Genomic DNA, 23321 nt, shown 5'->3' on the forward strand with positions numbered 1-23321 from the left:
TCGCCGCGAAGCGGGCGACCGAGCGCAGCGAGGGAGCACGGTGAGCGGAGCTTGCGCAGCGAACCATCAACACAGCGTCGCCGCGAAGCGGGCGACCGAGCGCAGCGAGGGAGCACGATGAGCCTTGCGACAGAGGTTGACCTGCGGGCGGTGGCCGAGCGCGGTGCGGCCGAGCTGGGCCCGGACGCCACCGCCGAGCAGCTGCTCACCTGGGCCGCCGGAACGTTCGGCGAGCGGCTGATCGTCGCGTCGAACATGCAGGACGCGGTGCTCGTCGACCTGGCTGCCCGCGCGCTGCCGGGGGTGGACGTGCTGTTCCTCGAGACCGGCTACCACTTCGCCGAAACCATCGGGACGCGCGACGCCGTCGAGCACAGCTACGACGTGCGGATCGTCAACGCGACGGCGGAGCACAGCGTCGCGGAGCAGGACTCGCTGCTCGGCAAGGACCTGTTCGCCCGCGACCCGAACCAGTGCTGCGCGCTGCGCAAGGTCGCCCCGCTGCAGAAGACGCTCGCGGGTTACGACGCCTGGGTCACCGGCGTCCGCCGGGTCGAGGCACCGACCAGGGCGAACACGCCATTGGTCACGTTCGACGAGAAGTTCGGGCTGGTGAAGATCAACCCGATCGCCGCGTGGAGCGACGAGGACATGGACGCCTACATCGCCGAGCACGGGGTGCTGGTCAACCCGCTCGTGTCGGAGGGCTACCCGTCGATCGGGTGCGCCCCCTGCACCGCGAAGCCGGCGCCGGGCGCGGATCCGCGCAGCGGCCGCTGGGCGGGCACGGGCAAGATCGAGTGCGGGCTGCACGTCCAGTGACCGCCGCCGCAGCCCCCACCCTCGACGCGCTCGAGGCCCTCGAGTCCGAGTCCATCCACATCTTCCGCGAGGTGGCGGGAGAGTTCGACCGTCCGGTGATCCTGTTCTCCGGCGGCAAGGACTCCACGCTGCTGGTGCACCTCGCCGTCAAGGCGTTCGCGCCCGCGCCGGTGCCGTTCCCGCTGCTGCACGTCGACACCGGGCACAACTACCCCGAGGTCATCGACTTCCGCGACCGGATCGTCGAGCGGCTCGGGCTGCGCCTGGAGGTGGCGCACGTCCAGGACTGGATCGACGACGGCCGACTCGTCGAGCGCCCGGACGGCACGCGCAACCCGTTGCAGACCACCCCCCTGCTCGACACGATCGTCGAGCACCGGTTCGACGCGGTGTTCGGCGGCGGCCGGCGCGACGAGGAGCGGGCGCGGGCCAAGGAGCGGATCATCTCGCTGCGCGACGCGTTCGGCCGGTGGGACCCCCGCAGCCAGCGCCCGGAGCTGTGGAACCTCTACAACGGCCGCCACGCGCCCGGTGAGCACGTGCGCGTGTTCCCGATCTCCAACTGGACCGAGCTCGACGTCTGGCGCTACATCCAGCGTGAGGGGATCGAGCTGCCGTCGATCTACTTCGCCCACCAGCGCGAGGTCTTCCGCCGCGACGGCATGTGGCTCGCCGAGGGCCCGTGGGGCGGCCCGCGCGGCGCCGAGACCCTGGAGATGCGGGACGTCCGGTACCGGACGGTCGGCGACGGTTCGTGCACCGGTGCCGTCGAGTCCACGGCGGCCACGGTGGAGGAGATCATCGCCGAGGTCACCGCGTCCCGGCTCACCGAGCGCGGGGCCACCCGCGCCGACGACCGCCTCTCCGAGGCGGCGATGGAAGACCGGAAGCGCGAGGGGTACTTCTAGTGACACGGGATCTGCTCCGCTTCGCCACCGCCGGCAGCGTCGACGACGGAAAGTCCACTCTGGTCGGGCGCCTGCTGTACGACACCAAGTCGGTGCTCGCCGACCAGATCGAGGCCGTGCAACGCGCGTCGGTCGACAAGGGACTGGCCACTCCGGACCTGTCCCTGCTGGTGGACGGCCTGCGCGCCGAGCGCGAGCAGGGCATCACGATCGACGTGGCCTACCGCTACTTCGGCACCCCCACACGCGAGTTCGTGCTCGCCGACACCCCGGGACACGTGCAGTACACCCGCAACACGGTCACCGGCGCCTCCACCGCGGAGCTCGCGGTCCTGCTCGTCGACGCCCGCCACGGCGTCGTCGAGCAGACGCGCCGGCACGCCGCCGTGCTCGCCCTGCTGCGGGTGCCGCGGCTGGTGCTGGCCATTAACAAGATCGACCTGGTCGACTACGACGAGGCCGTCCTCGCCGCCATCGCCAAGGACTTCGCCGGCCTCGCCCGCTCGCTCGGTTTCGCCGACGAGGCCGTCGTGACGATCCCGGTGTCGGCGCTCGTGGGCGACAACGTCGTCGAACGCTCGGCGCGCACGCCCTGGTACGACGGCCCGACCCTGCTCGGGCACCTGGAGTCGGTGCCTGTGGCCGGTCCGGAGGTGGCAGCGCCGTTCCGCATGCCCGTCCAGTACGTGATCCGGCCCAGAACCGAGGAGCTGCACGACTACCGCGGCTACGCAGGCCAGGTCGCCGCCGGCACCGTCCGGCCCGGTGACGAGGTCGTGGTGCTGCCCGGCGGGGGCCGCACCACCGTCGAACGCGTCGACACGGCCGACGGACCGCTCGCCGCGGCCGGTGCCGGACGCAGCGTCACGGTGCTGCTGACCGACGACATCGACATCGCCCGCGGCGACGTCCTCGCCTCGGCCACGGCCCCGCCCCGGCTGACCGACGCGCTCGACGCCACGCTGTGCTGGCTGTCGGACAAGCCGCTGCGGCCGGGCGCCCGGCTGCTGCTCAAGCACGGCGCGCGCACCACCCAGGTGATCGTCGGAGCGCTGGGCGAGCGGCTGGACACCGACACCGTGTCCTATGTGGACGCTCCGGAGCAGCTGGGGATCAACGACATCGCACGCGTCAGCCTGCGCACGGCCGACCCGCTGCCCGTCGACGACTACGCCGACATCCGCGCCACCGGCAGCTTCCTGCTGATCGACCCGTCCACCGGCAACACGCTGGCGGCCGGCCTGGTCGGCAGCCCGCTCCGGCTGGCCACCTAGCCGCCGTGGCGCTCCAGCCCGTTCCCACCCGCCTGCCGTCGTACGCAGGAGGGCTCCGCGCCGGGGCCGAGGGGGCAGCACCGGTGCTGGTGGCCGTCGCGCACGGCAGCCGCGACCCGCGGTCGGCGGCCACCGTGGCGGAGCTCGCCGACGAGGTCCGCAGGCAGCACCCGGGGCTCGACGTGCGCGTGAGCTTCCTCGACCTGTCCGCCCCCCGCCTGCCGGACGTGCTCGCCGGCGTCGCCGCGGAGGGTCACCGGCGCGTGGTGGTCGTCCCGCTGCTGCTGGGCCACGCCTTCCACGCGAGGGTCGACGTCCCGGGCGAGGTCGCGAAGGCCGCCCGGCGCCACCCCCAGCTCGCCATCACCACGGCCGGCGTGCTCGGCGGCAGCCCGCTGCTGGAGGCCGCGGCCCTGGACCGCCTCGCCGCCGTCGCCGGCCCGCTCCCCGACCCGGGCCTCGGTGTGGTGCTCGCCGCCATCGGCTCTTCCCACGCCCCGGCGAACGCCGCCGTCGCCCAGGTCGTCGAGGGCTGGGCCCGCCGCTTCGGGTGGGCGGGCGGGGTGGCGGCCTTCGCCACGTCGACGTCCCCGACCGTGCCGCAGGCGATCGCTGCGCTCCGCGCGCAGGGCGCCGAGCGGGTGGCGGTGGCCCAGTGGATCCTCGCCCCGGGCCTGCTCCCGGACGCGATCGCCCGCACGGCCCACGCCGCAGGCGAAGACGTCCTGCTCGCCGCCCCCCTGGCCGCCCACCCGGCAGTCGCGACCCTGGTGGCCGACAGGTACCGGATGGCCCCCGCAACCCCCACCCTCTGCCGCACAGCAGGCTGACCACCCCCACCCCACCCGCACTTCGGACGCCCCGCGACCGCCCGCGAGTCGCCCGATTCCGGTGCGCGAGTCGCCCGATCCGCGCGCACGAGTCGCCCGATCCGGGCGCGCGAGCCACCGGGCCCGCACCCGGCCGCCGGAACCGCGCCCCACCGCCCCAGCCGCGTCCTCGCAGAGCGGCCGTACCCCTCGCAGCCCCCACAGCACCTGCGACGAACCCACCCGCGCTGTGAGGACACCGAACCACCCGCGAGTCGCCCGGATCGGTGGCCCGAGTCGCCCGATCTGCGCGCCCCCGCCCCCCGGGCCGCGCACGAGCCGTCCCCAGCCCTACCGCTGCACACCATGGAGCCGTACTGCTGCTGGGACGCGCCTCAGACCGCACTCCGAAGTGCGCCCGCGGTGTGGATGTCCGGACATCCTGCGCTCGCCCATCCGGCGTATCGCCCGGCCGGGGAGGTGGTGTCCGTACATTTCGTGCGGTTCCCGCCTCTCGGACGCCTGGTTGTCCTCCCCCCGGACGGGACGCACGATGGTGCAGTGACGTCGACGCAGGTGTGCCCGCAGGGCCCCACCGTGTCCCGACGTGCCGACCTCGCCTCGATGTCGGGGTTCCTGGTCACCGATCTCGAGAGGTTCTGGCCGTCCCGCCGCGGCCACGCCTTCGACGAGTTCTGTCGCTGACCTCCCGCATCGCCCGCTGATCCGCCGCCGCGCCTCCGCGCGCGCCATCAGCACACGTGCGCTCCGCCTGCCCGGGCATTCCCGGTCGGGCACGCCCCACCCAGAACAGGACTCCATCCGATGCCCCGGCTCCGCACCCCCGCCCTGATACCGGCCGTGATCACGGCCGTGATCGCCCTGCTCACCGCCACCGCGTGCTCGCGCGCCGAACCGGCGCCCACCGACAACGCCGCGCCCGTCAACGGCGGGAAGGCGACGGAGCTGCGGCTCGGGTACTTCCCGAACGTCACGCACGCGCCGGCGATCATCGGCGTGGAGCAGGGACTGTTCAAGGCCGAGCTGGGCGACACCACCTTGACGCCGCAGACCTTCAACGCTGGCGGCGACGCCGTCAACGCGCTGCTCGGCGGCTCGCTCGACGCCACCTACATCGGCTCCGGACCGGCGATCAACGCCTTCGCGAAGTCCGACGGCCAGGTGCGCGTGATCGCCGGTGCCACCGCGGGCGGCGCACAGCTCGTCGTGAAGCCCGACATCACCGATCCGCAGCAGCTCAAGGGCAAGACGATCGCAACCCCGCAGCTGGGCAACACCCAGGACATCGCGCTGAAGGTGTGGCTGAAGAAGAACGGGCTCACCGCGGGTGACGGCCCGCAGGACGTCAAGATCGCCAACCTCGACAACCCGCGCACGCTCGACGCGTTCCGCCAGGGCAGCGTCGACGGCGGCTGGCTCCCGGAGCCGTGGAGCTCCCAGCTCGTCCTCAACGCCGGTGCGAAGGTGCTGCTCGACGAACGCAGCCTCTGGCCGAACGGCCGCTTCCCCACCACCGTGCTGCTCGTGCGGGCCGACTTCGTGCAGAAGTACCCGGAGACCGTCCGCGAGCTGCTGCGGGCACACATCAAGGCGATCGACCTCGCCCAGACCGATCCGGCCCAGGCCAAGACCATCGTCAACCAGGGTCTGCAGAAGCTCACCGGCAGCGCGCTCCCCGGGCCCGTGATCGACCGTGCCTTCGAGAACATCACGCTCGACCCCGATCCGCTCGCCTCGACGTTCCCGCATCTCGCGCAGGACAGCGCCACGGCAGGGATCACCGAGAAGCCGACCGACCTGGCGGGCTTCCTCGACGTCGCGCCGCTGAACGCCGAACTCCAGGCCGCCGGCAAGCCGCCCGTGGACGCCGCAGGACTCGACAAGCCCGGAGGCAACTCATGACCGCCACCCTCGACCGTCACGTCGGCACCCAGCACCGCGCCGCGGTCGACCTGCAGGGCGTCGGCAAGGTCTTCGGCCGGGGCACCTCGGCCGTCACCGCGCTGACCGAGGTGGACCTGCGGGTGCAGCCGGGCGAGTTCGTGGTGCTGCTCGGGGCGTCGGGCTGCGGCAAGACCACGCTCCTCAACCTCGTCGCCGGGCTCGACCAGCCGACGGCCGGCGCCGTGACGGTGGACAGCGGCCGTCCCGCGGTGATGTTCCAGGAACCCGCCCTCCTGCCGTGGCTGGACGCCGGTCGCAACGTCGAGCTCCCGCTGCGGCTGGCCGGGGTCGGCCGTGCCGCCCGCCGCGCCCGTGCCGCCGAACTGCTGGACCTCGTCCGGCTGGGCGGCCTGGCGCGCAAGCGGCCCCACGAGCTGTCCGGCGGCATGCGGCAGCGCGTCGCGCTGGCCCGCGCGCTGGCCGCCACGTCGAGCGGGACCGACGCCGAGGGCGGCCTCCTGCTGATGGACGAGCCGTTCGCCGCGCTGGACGCCATCACGCGCGACTTCCTGCAGGGCGAGCTGCAGCGGATCTGGCAGGCCACCGGGGCCGCGGTGCTGTTCGTGACCCACGACGTCCGGGAGGCCGTCCGGCTCGGGCAGCGGGTCGTGCTGCTGTCGTCGCGGCCGGGCACCGTCGTGCGCGAGTGGGACCTCGCCGCCGCCGGGACCGACCGGGAGGAGCTCTCCGAGGAGATCACCGGCAGGCTCCGGGAGGTGATCTCCACACATGCCCGCGCCTGAGGTCGTCTCCGACGCGCAGTCCGCCGACACCGCCGCGGTCGGGGCGGGCCTCGACGCCCTCGACACGCCCACCGAGGCGCGCAAGCCGGTGCTGCGCCGGGTGCTGGCCACCTGGCTGCCGCCGCTGATCGCGCTCGTCCTGTTCATCGGCGTGTGGCAGGCCGTGTGGGCCTCGGCGATCTATCCGGAGTACCAGCTGCCCGCCCCGCTCGCGGTGTGGCAGGAGTTCGCCGGCACGGTCGTCGACGGCAGCATCTGGGGGATCGTCTGGGTGTCGCTGCACCGTGCGGTGCTCGGGTTCCTCACCTCGGTGGTGGTCGCCACACCGCTCGGGCTGCTCGTCGCGAAGGTCCCCGTGGTGCGGGCCGCGATCGGGCCGCTGCTGGCGGGCATGCAGAGCCTGCCGTCCGTGGCGTGGGTGCCGGCGGCCGTGCTGTGGTTCGGGCTGACCGACACCACCATCTACTTCGTGGTGCTGCTCGGCGCCATCCCGTCGATCGCCAACGGGCTGGTGTCGGGCATCGACCAGGTCCCGCCGATCCTGCCGCGCGTCGGGCAGGTCATGGGGGCAGGCCGGATCGACTCGGCGCGGCTGATCCTGCTGCCCGCCGCGCTGCCGGGCTACATCGCGGGCTGCAAGCAGGGCTGGGCCTTCTCCTGGCGTTCCCTGATGGCGGCGGAGATCATCGCGACGTCCCCGCAGCTGGGGATCGGGCTCGGCGCGTACCTCAAGCAGGGCAGCGACTTCAACAGCATGCCCGGCGTCATCGCCGCGATCTTCCTGATCCTGCTGGTCGGCGTCGGGGTCGAGCTACTGGCGTTCCGGCCGCTGGAGCGTCGCGTGCTGCGCGCCCGCGGCCTGGCGACGGCGCCCTGATGGCCGCGCCCGCGCTCGCCAGGCGGCGGCACGTCGACTACTGCCGCGTCCCCAGCACGGGCTGTCCCGCCTGATCGACGTTCCCCCGGTGGCGCGTGGCGCGCCGGGACCTCGATCGGACGACAGGACGAAACCATGAGTACCCCCGACCCCCACAACGACCCGACGGTTGGCGGCGCCCGCCGCACCGCCCTGAACGAGGACTGGGCCGCGACGATCGTCGGCCTGCTGCTGCTCGCGCTCGTGCTCACGGGCCTGGTGCCCGGCTGGCTGGTGCCCTGATGAGCAGCGCACCGGGCACCGGGGACATCGGCTCCGAGACCGCCGAGGCACCCGCACAGGACGCCGGAACCTCCCCGTCAGCGGGATGGGCTGTCGGCGGTGTCGTCGCCGTCCTCGTGCTGGGCGGCCTCGCCCGCTACCTGGAACAGACCGTCCCGGACGCCACCGACGGCACCGCCTTCGGCGAGATCGCCGCGGCCATCGAGTACCCCGTGTACGCGATCGTGCTGGGCCTGCTGGGCAACGTCGTGCTCACGCAGCTGGGCCTGCGCGACCGGCTGGCCGCCGGGTTCCGCACCGAGTTCTTCATCAAGACCGGGCTCGTGCTGCTCGGCGCATCCATCAACTTCGCCGTGATCGTCAGTGCCGCGGGCCCCGCGATCGTCCAGGCGGTCGTGCTGATCACCGTGGTCTTCGCGTTCACGTGGTGGCTCGGCGGCCGGCTGGGCCTGGACGACAAGCTCCGCGCGCTGCTCGCCTCGGCCGTGTCGATCTGCGGGGTGAGCGCCGCGATCGCGGCGGCAGGCGCCGTGCAGGCCCGGAAGGAGCAGCTGGCCTACACCGCCAGCATGGTGATCATCTTCGCCCTGCCGTCGATCTTCCTGCTGCCGGCCGCGGTCGACGCGCTGGGGCTCGACCAGGCCGTCGGTGGGGCGTGGGTCGGCGGCAACATCGACACCACGGCGGCGGTCACTGCCGCCGGGGCGATCGTGGGCGAGGAGGCGCTGCAGATCGCCACCATCGTCAAGACCACGCAGAACGCGCTGCTGGGCGTCGTCGCCGTCGCGCTGACGGCGTACTTCACCCTGCGCGTGGAGCGCAGCGCGGTCTCCGCCCGGCCGAAGGCCCGCGAGCTGTGGGAGCGGTTCCCGAAGTTCGTGCTCGGCTTCCTCGCCGCGTCGATCATCGCGACGATCTACATCGGCGCGGTCGGCTCGGCCGACGCCAGGCCGTACATCACGATCGTCAACGACCTGCGGACGCTGTTCCTCATCCTGGCGTTCGTCTCCATCGGGCTGGAGTTCCGCGTCGCGCCGCTGCGCGAGGCCGGCTGGCGCCCGGTCGGGGTGTTCGCGAGCGCCACCGTGGTGAACCTGGCCGTCGGCCTGGGACTCGCCGTCCTGCTCTTCTCCGGCTTCTCCGCCGCGACATAGGCGGAACCGGTGAACCCCTATCCCGGCTCGACGCTCACGAGGCGACGCGACCGGGACCTGTGCCACCACGCGAGCGCGCTCTGTCGGACGCACCGCCGACCCGGTCCGTCCGACACCCACCTCCTGGAGGTACCCATGTCCACCCCCACCCGCGAGTCCATCCGCCGGACCATCGCCGACCGCATGCTCGACTCGCTCGAGGACCTGGTGCGCAGGCACCGCGCTCTCGCGCTGGACGAGCAGCCCGCCGGGGAGCAGGTCGACCTGCACGCCGAGCTCATCGCCGCCGAGGTGGCGCACGAGCTGGCCGTGGTCAGCAGCGCCCTGCACCGGCACCCGCCGTTGGGCTGAGGCGCCGGCCCGACCGCCCGTCCCGGAGGGCCGGGGCTACAGCCGCGGGTCCACCGGCTCCGACTCCAGCGCGAGCACCGCGAAGACGCACTCGTGCACGCGCCACAGCGGTTCCCCCGCCGCCAGCCGCTCGAGCGCCTCCAGGCCCAGCGCGTACTCGCGGAGCGCGAGGGCCCGCTTGACGCCCAGGCCGCGCCCGCGCAGCCGCTCGAGGTTGGCGGGTGCCGCGTACTCGGGGCCGTAGATGAGACGCAGGTACTCCGGCCCCCGCACCTTCACCCCCGGCTGCACCAGGCGACGGCCCTCGCGGGTGAGGTTGGCCAGCGGCTTGACGACCATGCCCTCGCCGCCCGCGCCGGTCAGGTCCTCCCACCACGTCGTGCCCGCGGCCACCGAGGCCTCGTCGGTGGTGTCGACCACCAGGGAGGCGGTCCGGCGGAAGAGCTCCGTCCCGGCCTCGTGGAGGCGGTCGGCCACGGCGAGGTGCCAGTCGTGGGCGCGGGTGTGGAACGTCGCGCCCTCGGCGGCGAGCACCTGGAACGGGGCCAGCTGCACGCCCGCCAGCCCGTCGGTGGGCCAGCAGTACCGCCGGTACGCCTCGCGGAACGCCGTGGCACCGGCGGCACGGGCGGTCATCCCGGCCGCCAGGTCCGCCACGTCGATCCCGCGCGCCGCGGCGGCCGCGAGTGCCGCCCCGGACGCCGACAGCGCGGCCCCGGCCGCCGCGCCGACCGCGGCGTACTGGTCGCGGATGAGGCCACCCGCCTTCGCGCTCCACGGCAGCAGTTCGGCGTCGAGCAGCATCCACCCGGTGTCCAGCTCGTCCCAGAGCCCGGCCGCGGTGACCGCGGCCCGGACGCGCTCCAGCAGCTGTGCCGTCAGCGCGGGCGGGAAGAACGGGCGTCCCGTGCGCGTCACCACCGTGCCGGGCCCGGGCACCCCGAAGCGCTGCGCGCCGACGGCATCGTCGCGGCATACCAGCACGACCGCCCGCGACCCCATGTGCTTCTCCTCGCACACGACGAGCGGGACGCCGGCGGCGCGGAACCCGGCGAACGCCTCCGCGGGGTGCTCCAACAGCCCGTCGCGGGTGGACGTGGCCGTCGGCGCCATGGTGGGCGGCAGGTAGAGCAGCCACCGCGGGTCCACCGCGAACCGGCTCATCACCTCGAGCGCGGCCGCCGCCTGCTCGGCCCGCACCGTGATCGTGCCGTGGTGTGCGGTGGCGATCATGCGCTTGCCGGTCACGTCGGCGATGTCGAGCACGTCGGGCGCCCGGGCCGGGGCCTGCACGGCGGGGGGCGGGGCGAGCGGGCGCTTCGGCTCGTACCAGACCTGCTGCGCCACGACGGCCACGACCTCGCGCTCCGGGTAGCGCAGCGCCGTGAGCTTCCCCCCGAACACCACGCCGGTGTCGAGGCACATCGTCCCGTTGACCCACTCCACCTGCGGTGTGGGCGTGTGCCCGTACAGGACGGTCGCCGCGCCGCGGTAGTCGTTGGCCCACGGGTAGCGCACCGGCAGGCCGTACTCGTCGGTCTCGCCCGTGGTGTCGCCGTAGAGCGCGAGGCTGCGCACGCGTCCGGACGCGCGGCGGTGGAAGCGTTCCGGAAGCCCGGCGTGTGCGACGACGAGCCGTCCACCGTCGAGGACGTAGTGCGAGACGAGCCCGTCGCAGAACTCCCGCACGGCGGCGCGGAACTCCTCGCTCTGCCCGGACAGCTGCGACAGGGACTCGGCGAGCCCGTGGGTGACCTGCACCGTGCGGCCCGACAGCGCCCGCACCAGCTTCTGCTCGTGGTTGCCGCACACGCACAGCGCGTCTCCCCCGGCGACCATCCCCATGACCAGCCGCAGCACCCCGGGGGTGTCCGGGCCGCGGTCCACCAGGTCGCCCACGAACACCGCGCGTCGCCCGGCCGGGTGGTGCGCCCCGACCGCGCGCCCCTCCTCGTCGCGGACGAGGTCGTAGCCCAGGGTGGTGAGCAGGCCCTCCAGCTCCCCACGGCACCCGTGCACGTCGCCGATCACGTCGAACGGGCCCGTCTCGGTACGGCGGTCGTTGAGCAGCGGCTCGATCTCGATCCGCGCGGCGTCGACCTCCTCCACCGAACGCAGCACGTGCACCCGGCGGAACCCCTCCTTCGCCAGTGCCCGCAGCGACCGGTGCAGCTCGCCACGCTGGCGCCGGATCACGTGCGGGCCGAAGGTGCGGTCGGTCCGGGCCTCGTTGCGCTGCCGGCAGACCGCCTCCGGCACGTCCAGGACGATGGCGACCGGCAGAACGTCGTGCTCACGCGCCAGCGCCACCAGCGGCGCGCGGGCCTCCCGCTGCACGCTGGTGGCGTCGACGACGGTGATCCGGCCGGCCGCCAGCCGCTTGCCCGCCACGACGTGCAGCGCCTCGAACGCGGCCGTGGTGGCCGACTGGTCGTTCTCGTCGTCGGCGACCATCGCCCGGAAGGCGTCGCTGGAGAGCACCTGCGTCGGCGCGAAGTGGGTGCGGGCGAAGGTCGACTTCCCCGAGCCGGACGCGCCGACGAGCACGACCAGCGCCATGTCGGGGATGCGCAGCACACGCGGCTCACTCATCGCCCGCCCTCCGGTGCCTGCTCCCGCTCGAAGACGGCAAGCTGGGTGGGTGGGCCGACGTCCGGGTCGTCGGGGCCGACGGGCCGGAACCCGACCGTGTAGCCGTGCCGGGCGGCCACCGCCCCGGACCACTCGCGGAACTGCGCCCTCGTCCATTCGAAACGGTGGTCGGAGTGGCGCATCCGGCCCGCTTCCAGGCTGTCGAAGCGCACGTTGTGCTCGACGTTGGGGGTGGTCACCACCACCGCGGCAGGCCGCGCCGCGGCGAACACGGCGTGCTCCAGCGCGGGCAGCCTGCTCTCGTCGACGTGCTCGATCACCTCCATCAGGACGGCGGCGTCGTAGCCGGCCAGCGTCTGGTCGGTGTAGGTGAGCGCCGACTGCCGCAGCGTGATCCGCTCCCGCTGCCGCTCGGCCATCCGGTCGAGCGCCACGGCGCGCGTCGCGGCCTCGAGGGCGCTCGCCGACACGTCGATGCCGACGATCTCGGTGAGCTCCCGGTCGGCGATCAGCTCCCGCAGCAGCGCGCCGTTGCCGCAGCCGAGGTCGAGGACCCGGCGCGCGCCCAGCTCCTTGAGCACGCCGAGCACGCTGTGCCTGCGCTGCACCGCCAGTGGCTCCGGCCGCTCGGGCACCGCCGTGGCCACCGGCTCGGCGAGCGCGTCGTCGAGCTCGGCCACGTCGGTGTCGTCGGCGTCGGCGAGGCGCTCCAGCGCCGTGCGCACGTAGGGACGCTGGTGCGCGAGGTACCGCCGGCTGATCAGCGTGCGTTCCGGGTGGGCGGCGAGCCAGCCCGCGCCGGCCCGCAGGAGCTTGTCGACCTCGTCCTGGCCCACCCAGTAGTGCTTGCTGCCGTCGAGCACCGGCAGCAGGACGTATAGGTGGCTCAGGGCATCGGCCAGGCGCATCTCCCCGGTCAGCGTCGTGTCGAGGTAGCGCGAGTCGCCCCACTCGGGGAACTGCGGGTCCAGCGGCACCGGGTCGGCCACCACCTGCCAGCCCAGCGGCGTGAACAGGCGCTCGACCAGCTCCCGGCCGTCGCGGCAGGGCAGCGTCGGGATGCGGACCGACAGCGGGATCGGCCGGGCCGCCAGCTCGGGGCGCGCCGCGCAGCGGCCCTTCATCGCCGAGGAGAACACGGAGCCGAGCGCGACCGCGAGCAGCGAGCCCGCCACGTACGGCCGGTCGTTCACGTACTGCCCCAGCGTGAACCCGGTGGTAGCACCACCCTTCACGAGCGCGACCGGGTCGACGTCCAGCAGCAGGGCCGCGGTGCATTCCTCCTGGTCCGCCAGCGGGTAGAACACGTGCGCCGTACCGGCCGCCACCGGGAACGCCTGGGCCCGGTCCGGGTGCTTGTGCAGCAGGTACCCGAGGTCGGTGGCCGGCTCCGCGGTGGTGGTCAACATCAGCAACACGGAGGAAGCCTGTCAGACGGCCCGCCACGGCCGGTCCGGCGTTGCAGCAAAGCCACTTTGCGGCAACGAGGTTGCATGAAAGTGGCTTTGCTGCAATGGGGGCAGTGCTCACGTGCGGAGTGCTCAGGCGGCGGAGGCGGACTCCCGCGCCACGGGCAGGCTGCGCAGCACCGCGCGGGCCACGGCGTCGTTGTAGCGCAGGCTCTGGGCGTTCATCCCCGGGCGCGTGAACGCACCGGCCACCTTCACCGCGGTGTGCGGGCCGACGGCGAAGCGGCGCGGGTGCACCGTGCCGGAGGCGTCGACCAGCGCGCCGTCGGACGGGCGCACGCGGATGAGCCCCGTGTTGCGCAGGACGGTGCCGTCGTCGTCAACGATGACGGCCTCACCCGCGGCACCGCTGCGCATCAGGCTCGCGAGCAGCGGGTCCTCGGTGCGGGCGGCGCTGGCGTCGGGCAGCCGGGCGTCCACCAGCGCGGTGGCCGTGACGGGCGGGGCGCCCTCCAGCGTCGCGCTGCCCGCGCGGAACGTGCCGTCGGCGACGTCCACCCACATCCCGGCCCCGAGGAACTCGACGAACCCCGCCCGGGACAGCGCGAGCAGCTGGCGCACCCGGAACCCGGGCGGCCCGCTGGCGACGGCGTTGAAGAAGCTCTGCCACCAGCGCACGTCGAACGCCTGCGACCGGGCGGAGAGCGTGCCCGCCCCGATGAGCCTGCCCAGCGACCCGTACACCGAGAGCATCGCGACGAACGCCCCCAGGTGCGGGGTGTGTGCCGGGTCGACGTGCTGGCGCAGGTCCTCGGCAATCCGCTCGCGCACCAGGGGCTGCAGCGCGGCGAGGTCCGGGGCGTGCACGCCGTCGAGCGGGCGGTCCAGTGCGGCGAAGTCGATGCGGTCGACGGTGTCGGGCACCGCTGCGGTGATCAGCTCGGCCATGGCCGGGGTGTCCCAGCCGAGCTCGGAGTACCGGGCGGCGAACTCGTCCCAGGGCAGCCGGACGCGGTCCGGGTGGCCGAGGAACAGCTCGTGGTACCAGCCCCAGGCGATCTCCTTGGCCATGAGCGGCCACACCTGCGCCCGCAGCTCGACGGGCTCACCCGCGGCAATCAGCGGGTCGACCTCGGCCGGCCCGAAGAACCGCGGCAGCGGCGGGCGTCCGCCGCGCAGCTCGTAGTGGGGCTTGGAGTGGTAGGGCGCGCCCCGCGGCGAGCCCACGACCAGGTGCGGTTCGGCGCCCGACGGGACGTAGCGCAGGGTGTCCCCGTCCGCGTCGACCGGCTCGAACCGGCCGCCGCGACCCTCGAACAGCAGCACCACGAGGTCGATGAACGCGAGCCCCATGCCGCGCACGATCGCCGTCTGTCCCGGCCGGACCACCGAGAGGTCGGTGTCGGTGGTCTGCTCCGGCGGCAGGTAGAGCAGCCCGAGCTCGGCCGCCCGGTCGACGAGGGCGAGCTCCTCCGCGGTGGGCGTCGCGTCGAGATGCCCGGAGGCGAGCACCACCGTGTCGACGCGCAACGGCGGGCCGTCCTCCAGGAACACGGTCTGCGTCGGCCCGTCCTCGGCGAGCCCGACGGCCCGGGTGCGGTGGACGTGCACCCGCACCCCCGGCGGCATCCCGGCGATCACCTCGTCCAGCACCCAGCCCAGGTACGCGCTCTGCAGGCGCCTGCTGGGAAAGGTCGAGGCGGTGACGGCGCGCAGCTCGGCGGCCAGCTCGGGCCCCAGCTCGTCGGGGTCGCCGTGGGCCTGCAGCTCCTGCGCCCAGTCCCAGAACGAGGGGCCCGGCCGGATCGGCCCCTCGCAGACGACGGAGTCGTCGGTGTACATGGTGACGTCGGCGGCCATCGAGTTCATGGCCAGCAGCGGCGACTGGTCGTGGCGCCAGATCCGGCCGGCGCCCGCCGGGTAGGGGTCGATCAGGTGCACGTCGAGCCCGGTTCCGACGCTGCCCGACAGCAGTTCCGGAGCGCTCGCGCCGAGGCGCTCGAGTATCCCGGCGCCGCGCGGCCCGGCACCGACGATCGCGATCGCGGAGGTCAAGGGGTTCCTCTCGGCAGGCGGACGTGGACGGTCCGTGCCTCAGACGGCGGTGCTGGTGCGGCACAGGTCCACGTGCCACCGCCGCACCAGCCGCAACCCCATCACTCGACAGTAGGTCGGCGTGCCGTCACGGGCCAGTGATGCGGACGCAACTCACGTGCCTTTCCCGCAGTGCGCGGTGACCGCATCGACCAGGGCGGCGAGCGAGGCGGCCACCCGGTCTGCGCCTGCGGTGAGGGCTCCCGCCGGTTCCACCAGGTACCCGTCCCGGCGGATCTCGATCATGATGGAGAGCACCCGCTGGTCCGTGCCGTGGTGGGCGAGCGGGACGTAGGTGCCCGCGAACGGTGAGTCGAGCCCCACCGTCCCGATCGGGGCGAACGCCGTCCCGGCCGCCGCGACGAGCCACTCCGGGGTGTGCACGGCGTCGGTGCCGAGGCAGACGGCGGGCCGGGGACCGGCGGCGTGCAGCTCGTAGGGCAGCGGCACCGACGGGTAGGAGTGCACGTCCAGCAGCACGGCGCGGCCGGTGGCGGCGAGCCGGTCGTCGACGGCGTCGCGCACCGCGGTGGCCCACGGGGTGTAGAACGCGTCCAGCAGGGCGTGGCGGTGCCCGGGGTCGTCGTCGCGGATCCGCTGCCCGTGCGTGCCCCGCGTGTAGACCGCGGCCATGCCGACCGCCGCCATCTCCTCCCGCTCGTCGGGGAACCGCTCCGGGTCGACGACGAGCCGGGACACGCGGTTGACCAGCGTCCACGGCCGCAAACGGGCACGGTCCGCGGCAGCCGTGGCGATGCGGTCGGTGTGGTGGTCGGTCAACGCCGCCTGCTCGGCCGCCAGTTCGTCGTCGTCGACCACCAGGTGCGGGCGCGTCCACGCCGGGACCTCGGTGCCGGCGTGCGGGACGTGCAGCAGCACGGGACTTCGGCCGTCACCTGGGAGCACCCGCCCATCCTTCCCGAATGTGACCGGCCCGATGTCCGGTTGACGGCCTCAGCGCCCGGTGCTGGAGTGGAGGACGTGACCGTCCGGGTTCCCCTGGTGACGCGACCGCACATCGACCTCGGCCGGGTGTGGTCTGCGGCGTGTCCGGGCTCCTGAGCCCCCAGCCCCGCACCCACCTCCCGGAAGGACCCATCATGCCCGTCGAGTTCCTCGGCATCGGCGCCACCAACAACGGCTCGGAGACCGATCCGCGCACCGGTCCCGCGTTCGACAAGGAGTACACGCTCGCCCTCGCCCGGGCCCACGAGGAGACCGGATGGGACCGGGTGCTCACCGCCTACGGCTCCGGCAGCCCCGACCCGGCACAGGCCGCGGCGCTCATCGCGACCCACACCGAGCGGCTGCAGCTGTTGCTGGCCCACCGGCCGAACGTCTCCTACCCCACCTTCGCCGCGAAGACCGTCGCCACGCTCGACCAGATCAGCGACGGACGGCTCACCCTGCACGTGATCACCGGCGGCAACGACCACGAGCAGCAGCGCGAGGGCGACACCCTGCCCAAGGACCGCCGCTACGACCGCACCCGCGAGGCCATCCAGATCTTCAAGAAGGCCTGGACGTCGCGCGAGCCGTTCGACTTCCACGGCGAGCACTACGACTTCAGCGACTTCGTGCTGGACGTCGAGCCCGCGCAGAAGCCGCGCCCGCGCATCTCCTTCGGCGGGTCCTCGGCCGCCGCGTACAAGGTCGGGGCGGAGGAGGCCGACATCTACGCGCTGTGGGGCGAGCCGCTCGCCGGCACCGCCGAACAGATCGCCACGATCACCGAGCTCGCCCGTGCGGCCGGGCGGCCGGCGCCGACGTTCCAGGTGGCGTTCCGCCCCATCCTCGGCCGCACCGAGGAGGAGGCCTGGGAGAAGGCCTACGCCACGGTGGCCCGCATCCAGGACCGGACGAAGGGCGGCACGTCGCAGCTCACCCGCCGCCACAAGCTCACCGACCCCGAGAACGCCGGTTCCCAGCGGCTGCTGGAGGTGGCCGCGCAGGGTGAGCGCTTCGACCGTGCACTGTGGACGGTCACCGCGAAGGCCACCGGCGGGGCGGGCAACTCCACCGCGCTGGTGGGCACCCCGGAGACGGTGGCCGCCGCCCTGCTGGACTACTACGACCTCGGCGTCCGCATCCTGTCCGCCCGCGGCTACGACCTGCTCGAGGACGCCAAGGAGTTCGGCCGCGAGGTGATCCCGCTCGTGCGTGCCGAGGTGGCGCGGCGCGATGCGGAGCAGGCCCGCACCGCCGTTCCCGCCTGACGCAGACAGAGCGGCGTGGCGCAGCTCAGCGCAGTACCGCCTGGGTCTGCGTCACCCGCGCGACGCGCTTTCCGGCCGCGTCGCGCAGCTCGGTGTCGATGACGAGCGTGCTGCGCCCCGCGTGCAGCACGCTCGCCACGGCGTCGACGTGCCCGGACGTCACGGGGCGCAGGAAGTTCGTCGCCGAGGTCACGGTGGCCGTTCCCGTCGCGCCGTCGGGAAGGTTGAGGAACGCGCACCAGCCACCGGCGGCGTCGGCCAGCGCCATCAGCGCCCCGCCGTGCAGCAGGCCACCGGACGTGCACCGGGTGCCGTCCCAGTCCAGGCGCAGCGCCACCTCGTCCGGTCCGGCCCGCAGCGCGGTGGCGCCGAGCACGGCGGTGAAGGGCATCGCGCGGTGCATCTGCGTGGTGAGGTCGTCGGTCACAGGAGGCACACTGCATCCCCGCCGTGCTGCCGGTCCATTACCTGCGGGGTCATCGATCAGGCGCGCCGGGCCGGTTAGCGTCCGGTCATGACCGCCGCCACCGCCGCCGGAACCGCGTTCGGATCGCTGCTGCGGGACTGGCGTCAGCGCCGCCGGCTGACACAGCTCGACCTCGGCCTGCGGGCCGAGGTGTCCGCCCGGCACCTGAGCTTCCTGGAGACCGGCCGGTCGAAGCCGAGCCGGGAGATGGTGCTGCACCTGTCCGAGGAGCTGGACGTGCCGTTGCGAGCCCGCAACGAGCTGATGATGGCGGCCGGGTTCGCCCCGGCCTACACCCAGCACGGCCTCGACGACGCCGAGCTGGGCGAGGTGCAGCGCTCGTTGCGCCGGGTCCTCGACGGCCAGGAGCCCTATCCCGCGGTCCTCGTCGACGGCTCGTGGAACCTGCTCGCGGCGAACCGGGCGGTCGCGCTGCTCACCGACCTCGTCGACCCCGAACTGCTCGCGGAGCCCGCCAACGTCCTGCGGGTGAGCCTGCACCCGCGCGGGCTGGCCCCGCACGTCGTCGACCTGGAGGAGTACGCCGCCCATCTGGTGTCCCGGCTGCGCCGGCAGGCGGAGCGATCGGCGACCACGGGGCTGCGCGCACTGCTGGGCGAGCTCGTCGGGTACTGCCGGGACGCCGGGCTCGATCCGGCAGCGCAGCCCCGCGACCGGATCCTGCTGCCGCTGCGGCTGCGGCACCCGGACCAGGAGCTCACGCTCTTCTCGACGGTGGCGGTGCTCGGCGCGCCGCTCGACGTGACGCTGGAGGAGGTGGCCATCGAGAGCTTCTTCCCCGCCGACGACGCCACGGCCACCTACCTGCGGGAGCGGTTCGCCTGATCCCTCCCGAACTGTCGGGGCCGTGGTGGACCATGAAGGTCCGGGGTGTGACGGGGGGACCGCGTGGGTGAGAAGCCGGGGCCTGCCCCGTTGATCGGGGTCGACGACATCGGCACACCCGCATGGGCGCGGGGCTACGAGTCGGCGGCGAACGCCGGCCTGCTGGCGGTGGCCCGCACCGCACCGCGCACGGCGCTGCTGGCCGCACGCTGGGCATGGCAGACATCGCCGCGGCTCACGTTCGCCACCGGCGTGCTGCAGCTGCTCGCGGGCATGGTCACGGCGTTCGGGCTGCTCGCCACGGCCGACGTGTTCACCCGACTCCTGCAGCAGGGTCCCACCCCGGACCGCGTGGTGGCCGCGCTGCCCGCACTCGCCGTCGTGGTGGCGGCGTCCGCGGGCCGTGGCCTGCTGGACGCCGCCGTCGCCGCGCTGACGGGCGCGCTCGTGCCACGCGTGGAGCAGCGGGCTCAGGACATGCTGCACGCCGCCGTGATCGAGGTCGAGCTGGTGGCCTTCGACGATCCGGACTTCGCCGAGCTCGTCGAGCGGGCCACGACCCACGGCCCGGACCGGGTGCGGTCGGTCGTCCGGGACACCGGCGACCTCCTCGCCTCTCTGGTGTCGGTCACGGCGGCCGTCGCCACAGCGGGGCTGCTGCACCCGCTGCTGGCGCCCGTGGTGCTGCTGGCCGTGCTGCCGCAGGGATGGGCGTCGATCCGGTCGGCGCGGCTCATGTTCGACTCCTTCGTGCGCCTGAACTCGCGGCGCAGGCGCCTCGGGGTGACCAGCGGTCTGATCACCGGGCGGGACGAGGCCGCCGAGGTGCGCGCGTTCACCACCCAGGAGGTGCTGCTGCGTGAGCACCGGCGCATCTCGGACGAGATCACGCGTGACGGCGTCCGCCTCGAGCGCGACCAGACCGTGGTGCAGCTCGTCGGCCGGACGCTGTCGGGCATCGGCACCGCGCTGGCCTACGTCGTGCTCGCACTGCTGATCTATCTCGGGATGCTGGACCTGGCGCTGGCCGGCGCGGCGGCGCTGGCCATGCGCACCGCGGCGCGGTCGGTCACCACCACGATCTACCAGACCAACCGCATCTACGAGGCCACCTTCTTCCTCGACCTCTACCGCAGCGCGCTCGCCGACGCCGCCACCCGCCGCCGCGTCCCGCCGGTCGCCGAGCTGCGCGGCGACCCCGAGGTGATCACGCTGGCCGGGGCCTCGTTCCGCTACCCGGGGCAGGACGAGGACGCCCTGGTCGACATCGACGTCACGGTGTACCGCGGCGAGGTCGTGGCGCTGGTGGGCGAGAACGGCTCCGGCAAGTCCACCCTGGCGAAGCTGATCACCGGGCTGTACCTGCCCACCGCGGGCAGCGTCACCTGGGACGGCGTCGACACGGCCGCCGTCGACGCCGGTGCGCTGCACGCCCGGGTGGCGGTCGTGATGCAGGACCCGGTGCACTGGCCGATGACGGCCGAGAACAACGTGCGCATCGGACGGCTGGAGCGGGCCGACCCGGACTCCGTACGGCTGGACGCCGCCGCCCGCCTCTCGGGCGCCGACACCGTGGTCGCCGACCTCCCCCAGGGCTGGGCCACGGTGCTCTCCAGGTTGTTCCAGACCGGACGCGACCTGTCGGGCGGGCAGTGGCAGCGGTTGTCGGTGGCCAGGGGGCTGTACCGCGACGCACCGGTGGTGGTGGCGGACGAGCCGACGGCCGCCCTCGACGCGCGGGCCGAGCACGCCGTCTTCGCCACCCTCCATGGGCGCACCGGGGCCGGGGCCCACCGCATCACGGTGCTCGTCACGCACCGGCTGGCCAACGTCCGCCACGCCGACCGGATCCTCGTGCTGGAGCGGGGCAGGCTGATCGAGCACGGCCGCCACGAGGAGCTGATGGCGCTGCGCGGCACCTACCACGAGCTGTTCACGCTCCAGGCGCGCGCGTACGGCGAGTCGGCGGGCGAGCCGGATACGGTCCCCGCATGACCGACGAGCTGGTGCACCTCGACGTCGCGGCGGGCGTCGCAACGATCACCCTGGACTCCCCCGCCAACCGCAACGCGCTGTCGGCGCAGCTGCGCGGGGAGCTACTGGGTCACCTCACCGCCGCGATCGAGGACGACGGCGTGCGGGTGATCGTGCTCAGCCACACCGGACGTGTCTTCTGCTCGGGGATGGACCTCAAGGAGTCGCGCGGGGCCGGGGCGCAGGACCAGGGTGTCGGTGAGTTCCCCGCCATCCTGGAGAAGATCTGGGCCTCCCCCACCCCCGTCATCGCGCGGGTGGCGGGGCCGGCCCGGGCAGGCGGGGTCGGGCTGGTGGCGGCCTGCGACATCGCCGTGGCCGCCGAGACGGCCACGTTCGCGTTCAGCGAGGTCCGGATCGGCGTCGTCCCGGCGGTCATCTCCGTCACCGTGCTGCCGCGCCTGCTGCCGCGGGCGGCGCACGAGCTGTTCCTCACCGGCGAGACGTTCGACGCCATCCGTGCCGAGCGGATCGGGCTGGTGAACAGCGCCGTGCCCGGCTTCGACCTCGACACGGAGGTGCACCGCTACACCGAGGCGTTGCGGATGGGCGCGCCGGGCGCACTGGCCGCCACCAAGGCAATGCTCCGCAGCGAGCGGCCGGCCGCGATCAGCGAGCAGTTCGCCGAGATGCAGGAGCTCTCGGCGCGCCACTTCGCCGGCAAGGAGGGCCAGGAGGGCATGCAGGCCTTCGCGGAGAAGCGCGCGCCGTCCTGGGCGCAGTAGCGCCTCTCTCAGGCGCTCGGCGGGGTCCAGCGCGGGTCGCGGCCCGACGCGGCCAGCGCGCGCTCGAACGCCGGCGCGCCGGCCGGCACGTCCACCGCGGCGCCGAACCAGCCCCCGTCCCGTCCCATCTGCGCGATCGACTCCACGCCCTCCAGCACCACCTGGGCGAGGGCGGGCGGCACCTGGAGCGGCTGCCCGGTCGCGACGGCCAGGTCCCAGGCGTGCACGGCGAACTCCGCCGTCATGATCGAGCCGATCACCGCGGCGGGCATCGGCGAGCCGCCCATCTGCGACTCGCCCTCCCAGGCCGCCGGGGTGGCCCACGCCTGTGCCGCGGCCGCGGCCTGCTCCTCGCACGCCTGCGCCCACCCGCTCTCGGGAAGCCCGCGCAGGAACGGGGTGCGCTCGGCTCCCGTCCAGGACGGGTCCCAGGCCTGCCGGGCGCCCGAGCGGTGGGCGAGCAGGAATCCGAAGGCGAGGTGGTTGACCACGTCCCGGACGGCGAAGTCGGAGCACGGGGAGGGGTCGTCGTACCGGGCGGGGTCGGCACCCCGGATCACGGCGACGGCGAGGTCGATGCTCCTGCTCAGGTGGTCTGCGTTGTCCATGCCGGTGAATCTGCCGGGCGGCCGCCCGCCCGTATTGCACGAACGCGACACCGCGGCCCGTTCCGCCTCGTGGCAGTGCGGCGGCCACAAACGTCCACCGGGTTCCTCGCGGGCCCAGGCGGCCCCTCGCGGCGTTGCCGCCCTGGCAAATACCCCGGTATGAGCTGCGGGCGGCGCCTTGCGAGGAACCACCTGAATCCCGCGATCAACCCGGCAACGTTCCTGGCCACCGCACTAGCCTGGTCACGTGGACGTTCTGGAGGACGAGGCGCTCGACCGCGCGCTCGGCGTGCTCGCCCGCAGGCCGCTCGTGGCGCTGACCGGCGCCGGGCTCTCCACCGACTCCGGCATCCCCGACTACCGCGGCCCCGGCTCCCCGCGCCGCACCCCGATGACCTACCAGGACTTCGTCTCGGGCGAGCCTGCGCAGCGCCGCTACTGGGCCCGCAGCCACGTCGGCTGGGCCCGGATGGCGCACGCCGAGCCCAACGCCGGGCACCGGGCGATCGCCGAGCTGGAACGCGTGGGCGCCCTGCACGGCCTCGTGACGCAGAACGTGGACGGGCTGCACCACGCCGCCGGGAGCCGCGCGGTGATCGACCTGCACGGCCGGATCGCCGACGTGGTCTGTCTCGGGTGTGGCGCCCGCACCCCCCGCGACGAGCTCCAGGGCCGGCTCGCGGCGCTGAACCCCGGCTTCGTCGAGGCGGCCGGAGCAGCCGTCGAGGCCGCCCCCGACGGTGACGCGGCGCTCGAGGCCACCGACGGCTTCCGGCTCGCCGCGTGCGACGGGTGCGGCGGCGTCCTCAAGCCGGACGTGGTCTTCTTCGGCGAGAACGTCCCGCGGGAGCGGGTGGCCCGGGCCTACGCCATGGTCGACGCCGCGGGCGCGTTGCTCGTCGCCGGCAGCTCGCTCACGGTGATGTCCGGGCTGCGCTTCGTCCGGCACGCGCACAAGATCGGCGTGCCCGTGGTGATCGTCAATCGCGGCCGCACCCGGGGTGACGAGTTCGCCGAGGCGCTGGTGGACGGCGGCTGCTCGGACGTGCTCCCGGTGATCGCCGCGACCGCGGCCAACGCCGCCTGACCCAGGCCCCGTCCGTTCCCCGCAGGTGTGGGAGGACACCAGCGTGATCGTTGTGACTG

Annotated in this window: 22 protein-coding genes; 16 read left to right on the forward strand and 6 right to left on the reverse strand. The window is 73.8% G+C overall.

The genetic code is table 11. The features are described from left to right. Window positions 1-117 precede the first annotated feature (117 nt). The 11 genes from ACQPZA_RS27900 to ACQPZA_RS27950 all read left to right on the forward strand — a co-directional run bounded on the left by ACQPZA_RS27900 (window position 118) and on the right by ACQPZA_RS27950 (window position 9185). Window positions 118-822 (forward strand): phosphoadenylyl-sulfate reductase, encoded by a 705-nt coding sequence (locus tag ACQPZA_RS27900; RefSeq protein WP_169400434.1) that lies wholly within the window; start codon window positions 118-120, stop codon window positions 820-822. Beyond that, window positions 819-1730 (forward strand): sulfate adenylyltransferase subunit CysD, encoded by a 912-nt coding sequence (cysD, locus tag ACQPZA_RS27905; protein ID WP_433275139.1) that lies wholly within the window; start codon window positions 819-821, stop codon window positions 1728-1730. The genes ACQPZA_RS27900 and cysD overlap by 4 nt, the downstream gene beginning before the upstream one ends. Next, window positions 1730-3004 carry a sulfate adenylyltransferase subunit 1 gene (locus tag ACQPZA_RS27910; RefSeq protein ID WP_433275140.1) on the forward strand — a complete coding sequence of 425 codons (1275 nt, stop codon included), beginning with the start codon at window positions 1730-1732 and terminating at the stop codon, window positions 3002-3004. The genes cysD and ACQPZA_RS27910 overlap by 1 nt, the downstream gene beginning before the upstream one ends. A gap of 5 nt (window positions 3005-3009) precedes the next feature. Then, window positions 3010-3834, forward strand: a complete 825-nt coding sequence (locus tag ACQPZA_RS27915) for a sirohydrochlorin chelatase (protein WP_433275141.1) — start codon at window positions 3010-3012, stop codon at window positions 3832-3834. A gap of 540 nt (window positions 3835-4374) precedes the next feature. Continuing rightward, entirely contained in the window at window positions 4375-4518 is a 144-nt protein-coding gene (locus ACQPZA_RS27920; RefSeq protein ID WP_169398364.1) for a hypothetical protein, read from the forward strand. Window positions 4519-4638: 120 nt separating this feature from the next. After that, the gene (locus ACQPZA_RS27925; RefSeq protein WP_433275143.1) at window positions 4639-5736 is read left to right on the forward strand and encodes an ABC transporter substrate-binding protein; all 1098 of its coding nucleotides are present in this window, start codon (window positions 4639-4641) and stop codon (window positions 5734-5736) included. Beyond that, window positions 5733-6521, forward strand: coding sequence for an ABC transporter ATP-binding protein (locus ACQPZA_RS27930; protein ID WP_169398366.1), 789 nt, complete (start codon window positions 5733-5735; stop codon window positions 6519-6521). The genes ACQPZA_RS27925 and ACQPZA_RS27930 overlap by 4 nt, the downstream gene beginning before the upstream one ends. Beyond that, window positions 6508-7398: an ABC transporter permease gene (locus ACQPZA_RS27935; protein WP_433275144.1), complete on the forward strand. Its 891-nt coding sequence runs from the start codon at window positions 6508-6510 to the stop codon at window positions 7396-7398. The genes ACQPZA_RS27930 and ACQPZA_RS27935 overlap by 14 nt, the downstream gene beginning before the upstream one ends. A 135-nt stretch (window positions 7399-7533) precedes the next feature. Next, window positions 7534-7680, forward strand: a complete 147-nt coding sequence (locus ACQPZA_RS27940) for a hypothetical protein (RefSeq protein WP_433275146.1) — start codon at window positions 7534-7536, stop codon at window positions 7678-7680. Next, complete coding sequence (locus ACQPZA_RS27945) at window positions 7680-8834, forward strand: YeiH family protein (RefSeq protein WP_433275147.1); 1155 nt, start codon at window positions 7680-7682, stop codon at window positions 8832-8834. Before ACQPZA_RS27940 ends, ACQPZA_RS27945 begins: the two co-directional genes overlap by 1 nt. Before the next feature lie 135 nt (window positions 8835-8969). Further along, window positions 8970-9185 (forward strand): hypothetical protein, encoded by a 216-nt coding sequence (locus tag ACQPZA_RS27950; protein WP_433275149.1) that lies wholly within the window; start codon window positions 8970-8972, stop codon window positions 9183-9185. Window positions 9186-9221: 36 nt separating this feature from the next. Here the strand turns inward: ACQPZA_RS27950 and ACQPZA_RS27955 are convergent, their stop codons facing one another. The 4 genes from ACQPZA_RS27955 to ACQPZA_RS27970 form a co-directional block, all read right to left on the reverse strand. Continuing rightward, entirely contained in the window at window positions 9222-11777 is a 2556-nt protein-coding gene (locus ACQPZA_RS27955) for a polynucleotide kinase-phosphatase (RefSeq protein WP_433275151.1), read from the reverse strand. Beyond that, window positions 11774-13195, reverse strand: a complete 1422-nt coding sequence (locus ACQPZA_RS27960) for a 3' terminal RNA ribose 2'-O-methyltransferase Hen1 (protein WP_433275153.1) — start codon at window positions 13193-13195, stop codon at window positions 11774-11776. The genes ACQPZA_RS27955 and ACQPZA_RS27960 overlap by 4 nt, the downstream gene beginning before the upstream one ends. Window positions 13196-13318: 123 nt before the next feature. Beyond that, window positions 13319-15241, reverse strand: coding sequence for an FAD/NAD(P)-binding protein (locus ACQPZA_RS27965; RefSeq protein WP_433275154.1), 1923 nt, complete (start codon window positions 15239-15241; stop codon window positions 13319-13321). Between the two features lie 153 nt (window positions 15242-15394). Then, window positions 15395-16186, reverse strand: coding sequence for an N-formylglutamate amidohydrolase (locus ACQPZA_RS27970; protein ID WP_433275155.1), 792 nt, complete (start codon window positions 16184-16186; stop codon window positions 15395-15397). Between the two features lie 194 nt (window positions 16187-16380). Between ACQPZA_RS27970 and ACQPZA_RS27975 the strand changes: the two genes are divergently transcribed. Continuing rightward, a complete protein-coding gene (locus ACQPZA_RS27975; protein ID WP_169398373.1) occupies window positions 16381-17496 on the forward strand; it encodes an LLM class flavin-dependent oxidoreductase in 1116 nt (371 codons plus the stop codon). 25 nt (window positions 17497-17521) lie between these two features. Here the strand turns inward: ACQPZA_RS27975 and ACQPZA_RS27980 are convergent, their stop codons facing one another. Further along, entirely contained in the window at window positions 17522-17923 is a 402-nt protein-coding gene (locus ACQPZA_RS27980) for a PaaI family thioesterase (RefSeq protein ID WP_433275156.1), read from the reverse strand. Between the two features lie 87 nt (window positions 17924-18010). Between ACQPZA_RS27980 and ACQPZA_RS27985 the strand changes: the two genes are divergently transcribed. The 3 genes from ACQPZA_RS27985 (at window position 18011) to ACQPZA_RS27995 (ending at window position 21567) form a co-directional block, all read left to right on the forward strand. Continuing rightward, a complete protein-coding gene (locus ACQPZA_RS27985) occupies window positions 18011-18808 on the forward strand; it encodes a helix-turn-helix domain-containing protein (protein ID WP_433275157.1) in 798 nt (265 codons plus the stop codon). A 63-nt stretch (window positions 18809-18871) separates the two neighbouring features. Continuing rightward, entirely contained in the window at window positions 18872-20803 is a 1932-nt protein-coding gene (locus tag ACQPZA_RS27990) for an ABC transporter ATP-binding protein (RefSeq protein WP_433275158.1), read from the forward strand. Continuing rightward, the gene (locus ACQPZA_RS27995; RefSeq protein ID WP_169398377.1) at window positions 20800-21567 is read left to right on the forward strand and encodes an enoyl-CoA hydratase-related protein; all 768 of its coding nucleotides are present in this window, start codon (window positions 20800-20802) and stop codon (window positions 21565-21567) included. The genes ACQPZA_RS27990 and ACQPZA_RS27995 overlap by 4 nt, the downstream gene beginning before the upstream one ends. An 8-nt stretch (window positions 21568-21575) precedes the next feature. Here ACQPZA_RS27995 and ACQPZA_RS28000 read toward each other — a convergent pair whose 3' ends face one another. Next, on the reverse strand, window positions 21576-22175 hold the full coding sequence (locus ACQPZA_RS28000) for a TIGR03086 family metal-binding protein (RefSeq protein ID WP_433275159.1): 600 nt from the start codon (window positions 22173-22175) through the stop codon (window positions 21576-21578). Window positions 22176-22422: 247 nt separating this feature from the next. On the opposite strand from ACQPZA_RS28000, the gene ACQPZA_RS28005 reads away from it, so the two are divergent. Continuing rightward, the gene (locus ACQPZA_RS28005; RefSeq protein WP_433275160.1) at window positions 22423-23262 is read left to right on the forward strand and encodes an NAD-dependent protein deacetylase; all 840 of its coding nucleotides are present in this window, start codon (window positions 22423-22425) and stop codon (window positions 23260-23262) included. Window positions 23263-23321 lie beyond the last annotated feature (59 nt).

This window comes from Pseudonocardia xinjiangensis (genome assembly GCF_050948425.1).
Taxonomy (GTDB): domain Bacteria; phylum Actinomycetota; class Actinomycetes; order Mycobacteriales; family Pseudonocardiaceae; genus Pseudonocardia; species Pseudonocardia xinjiangensis.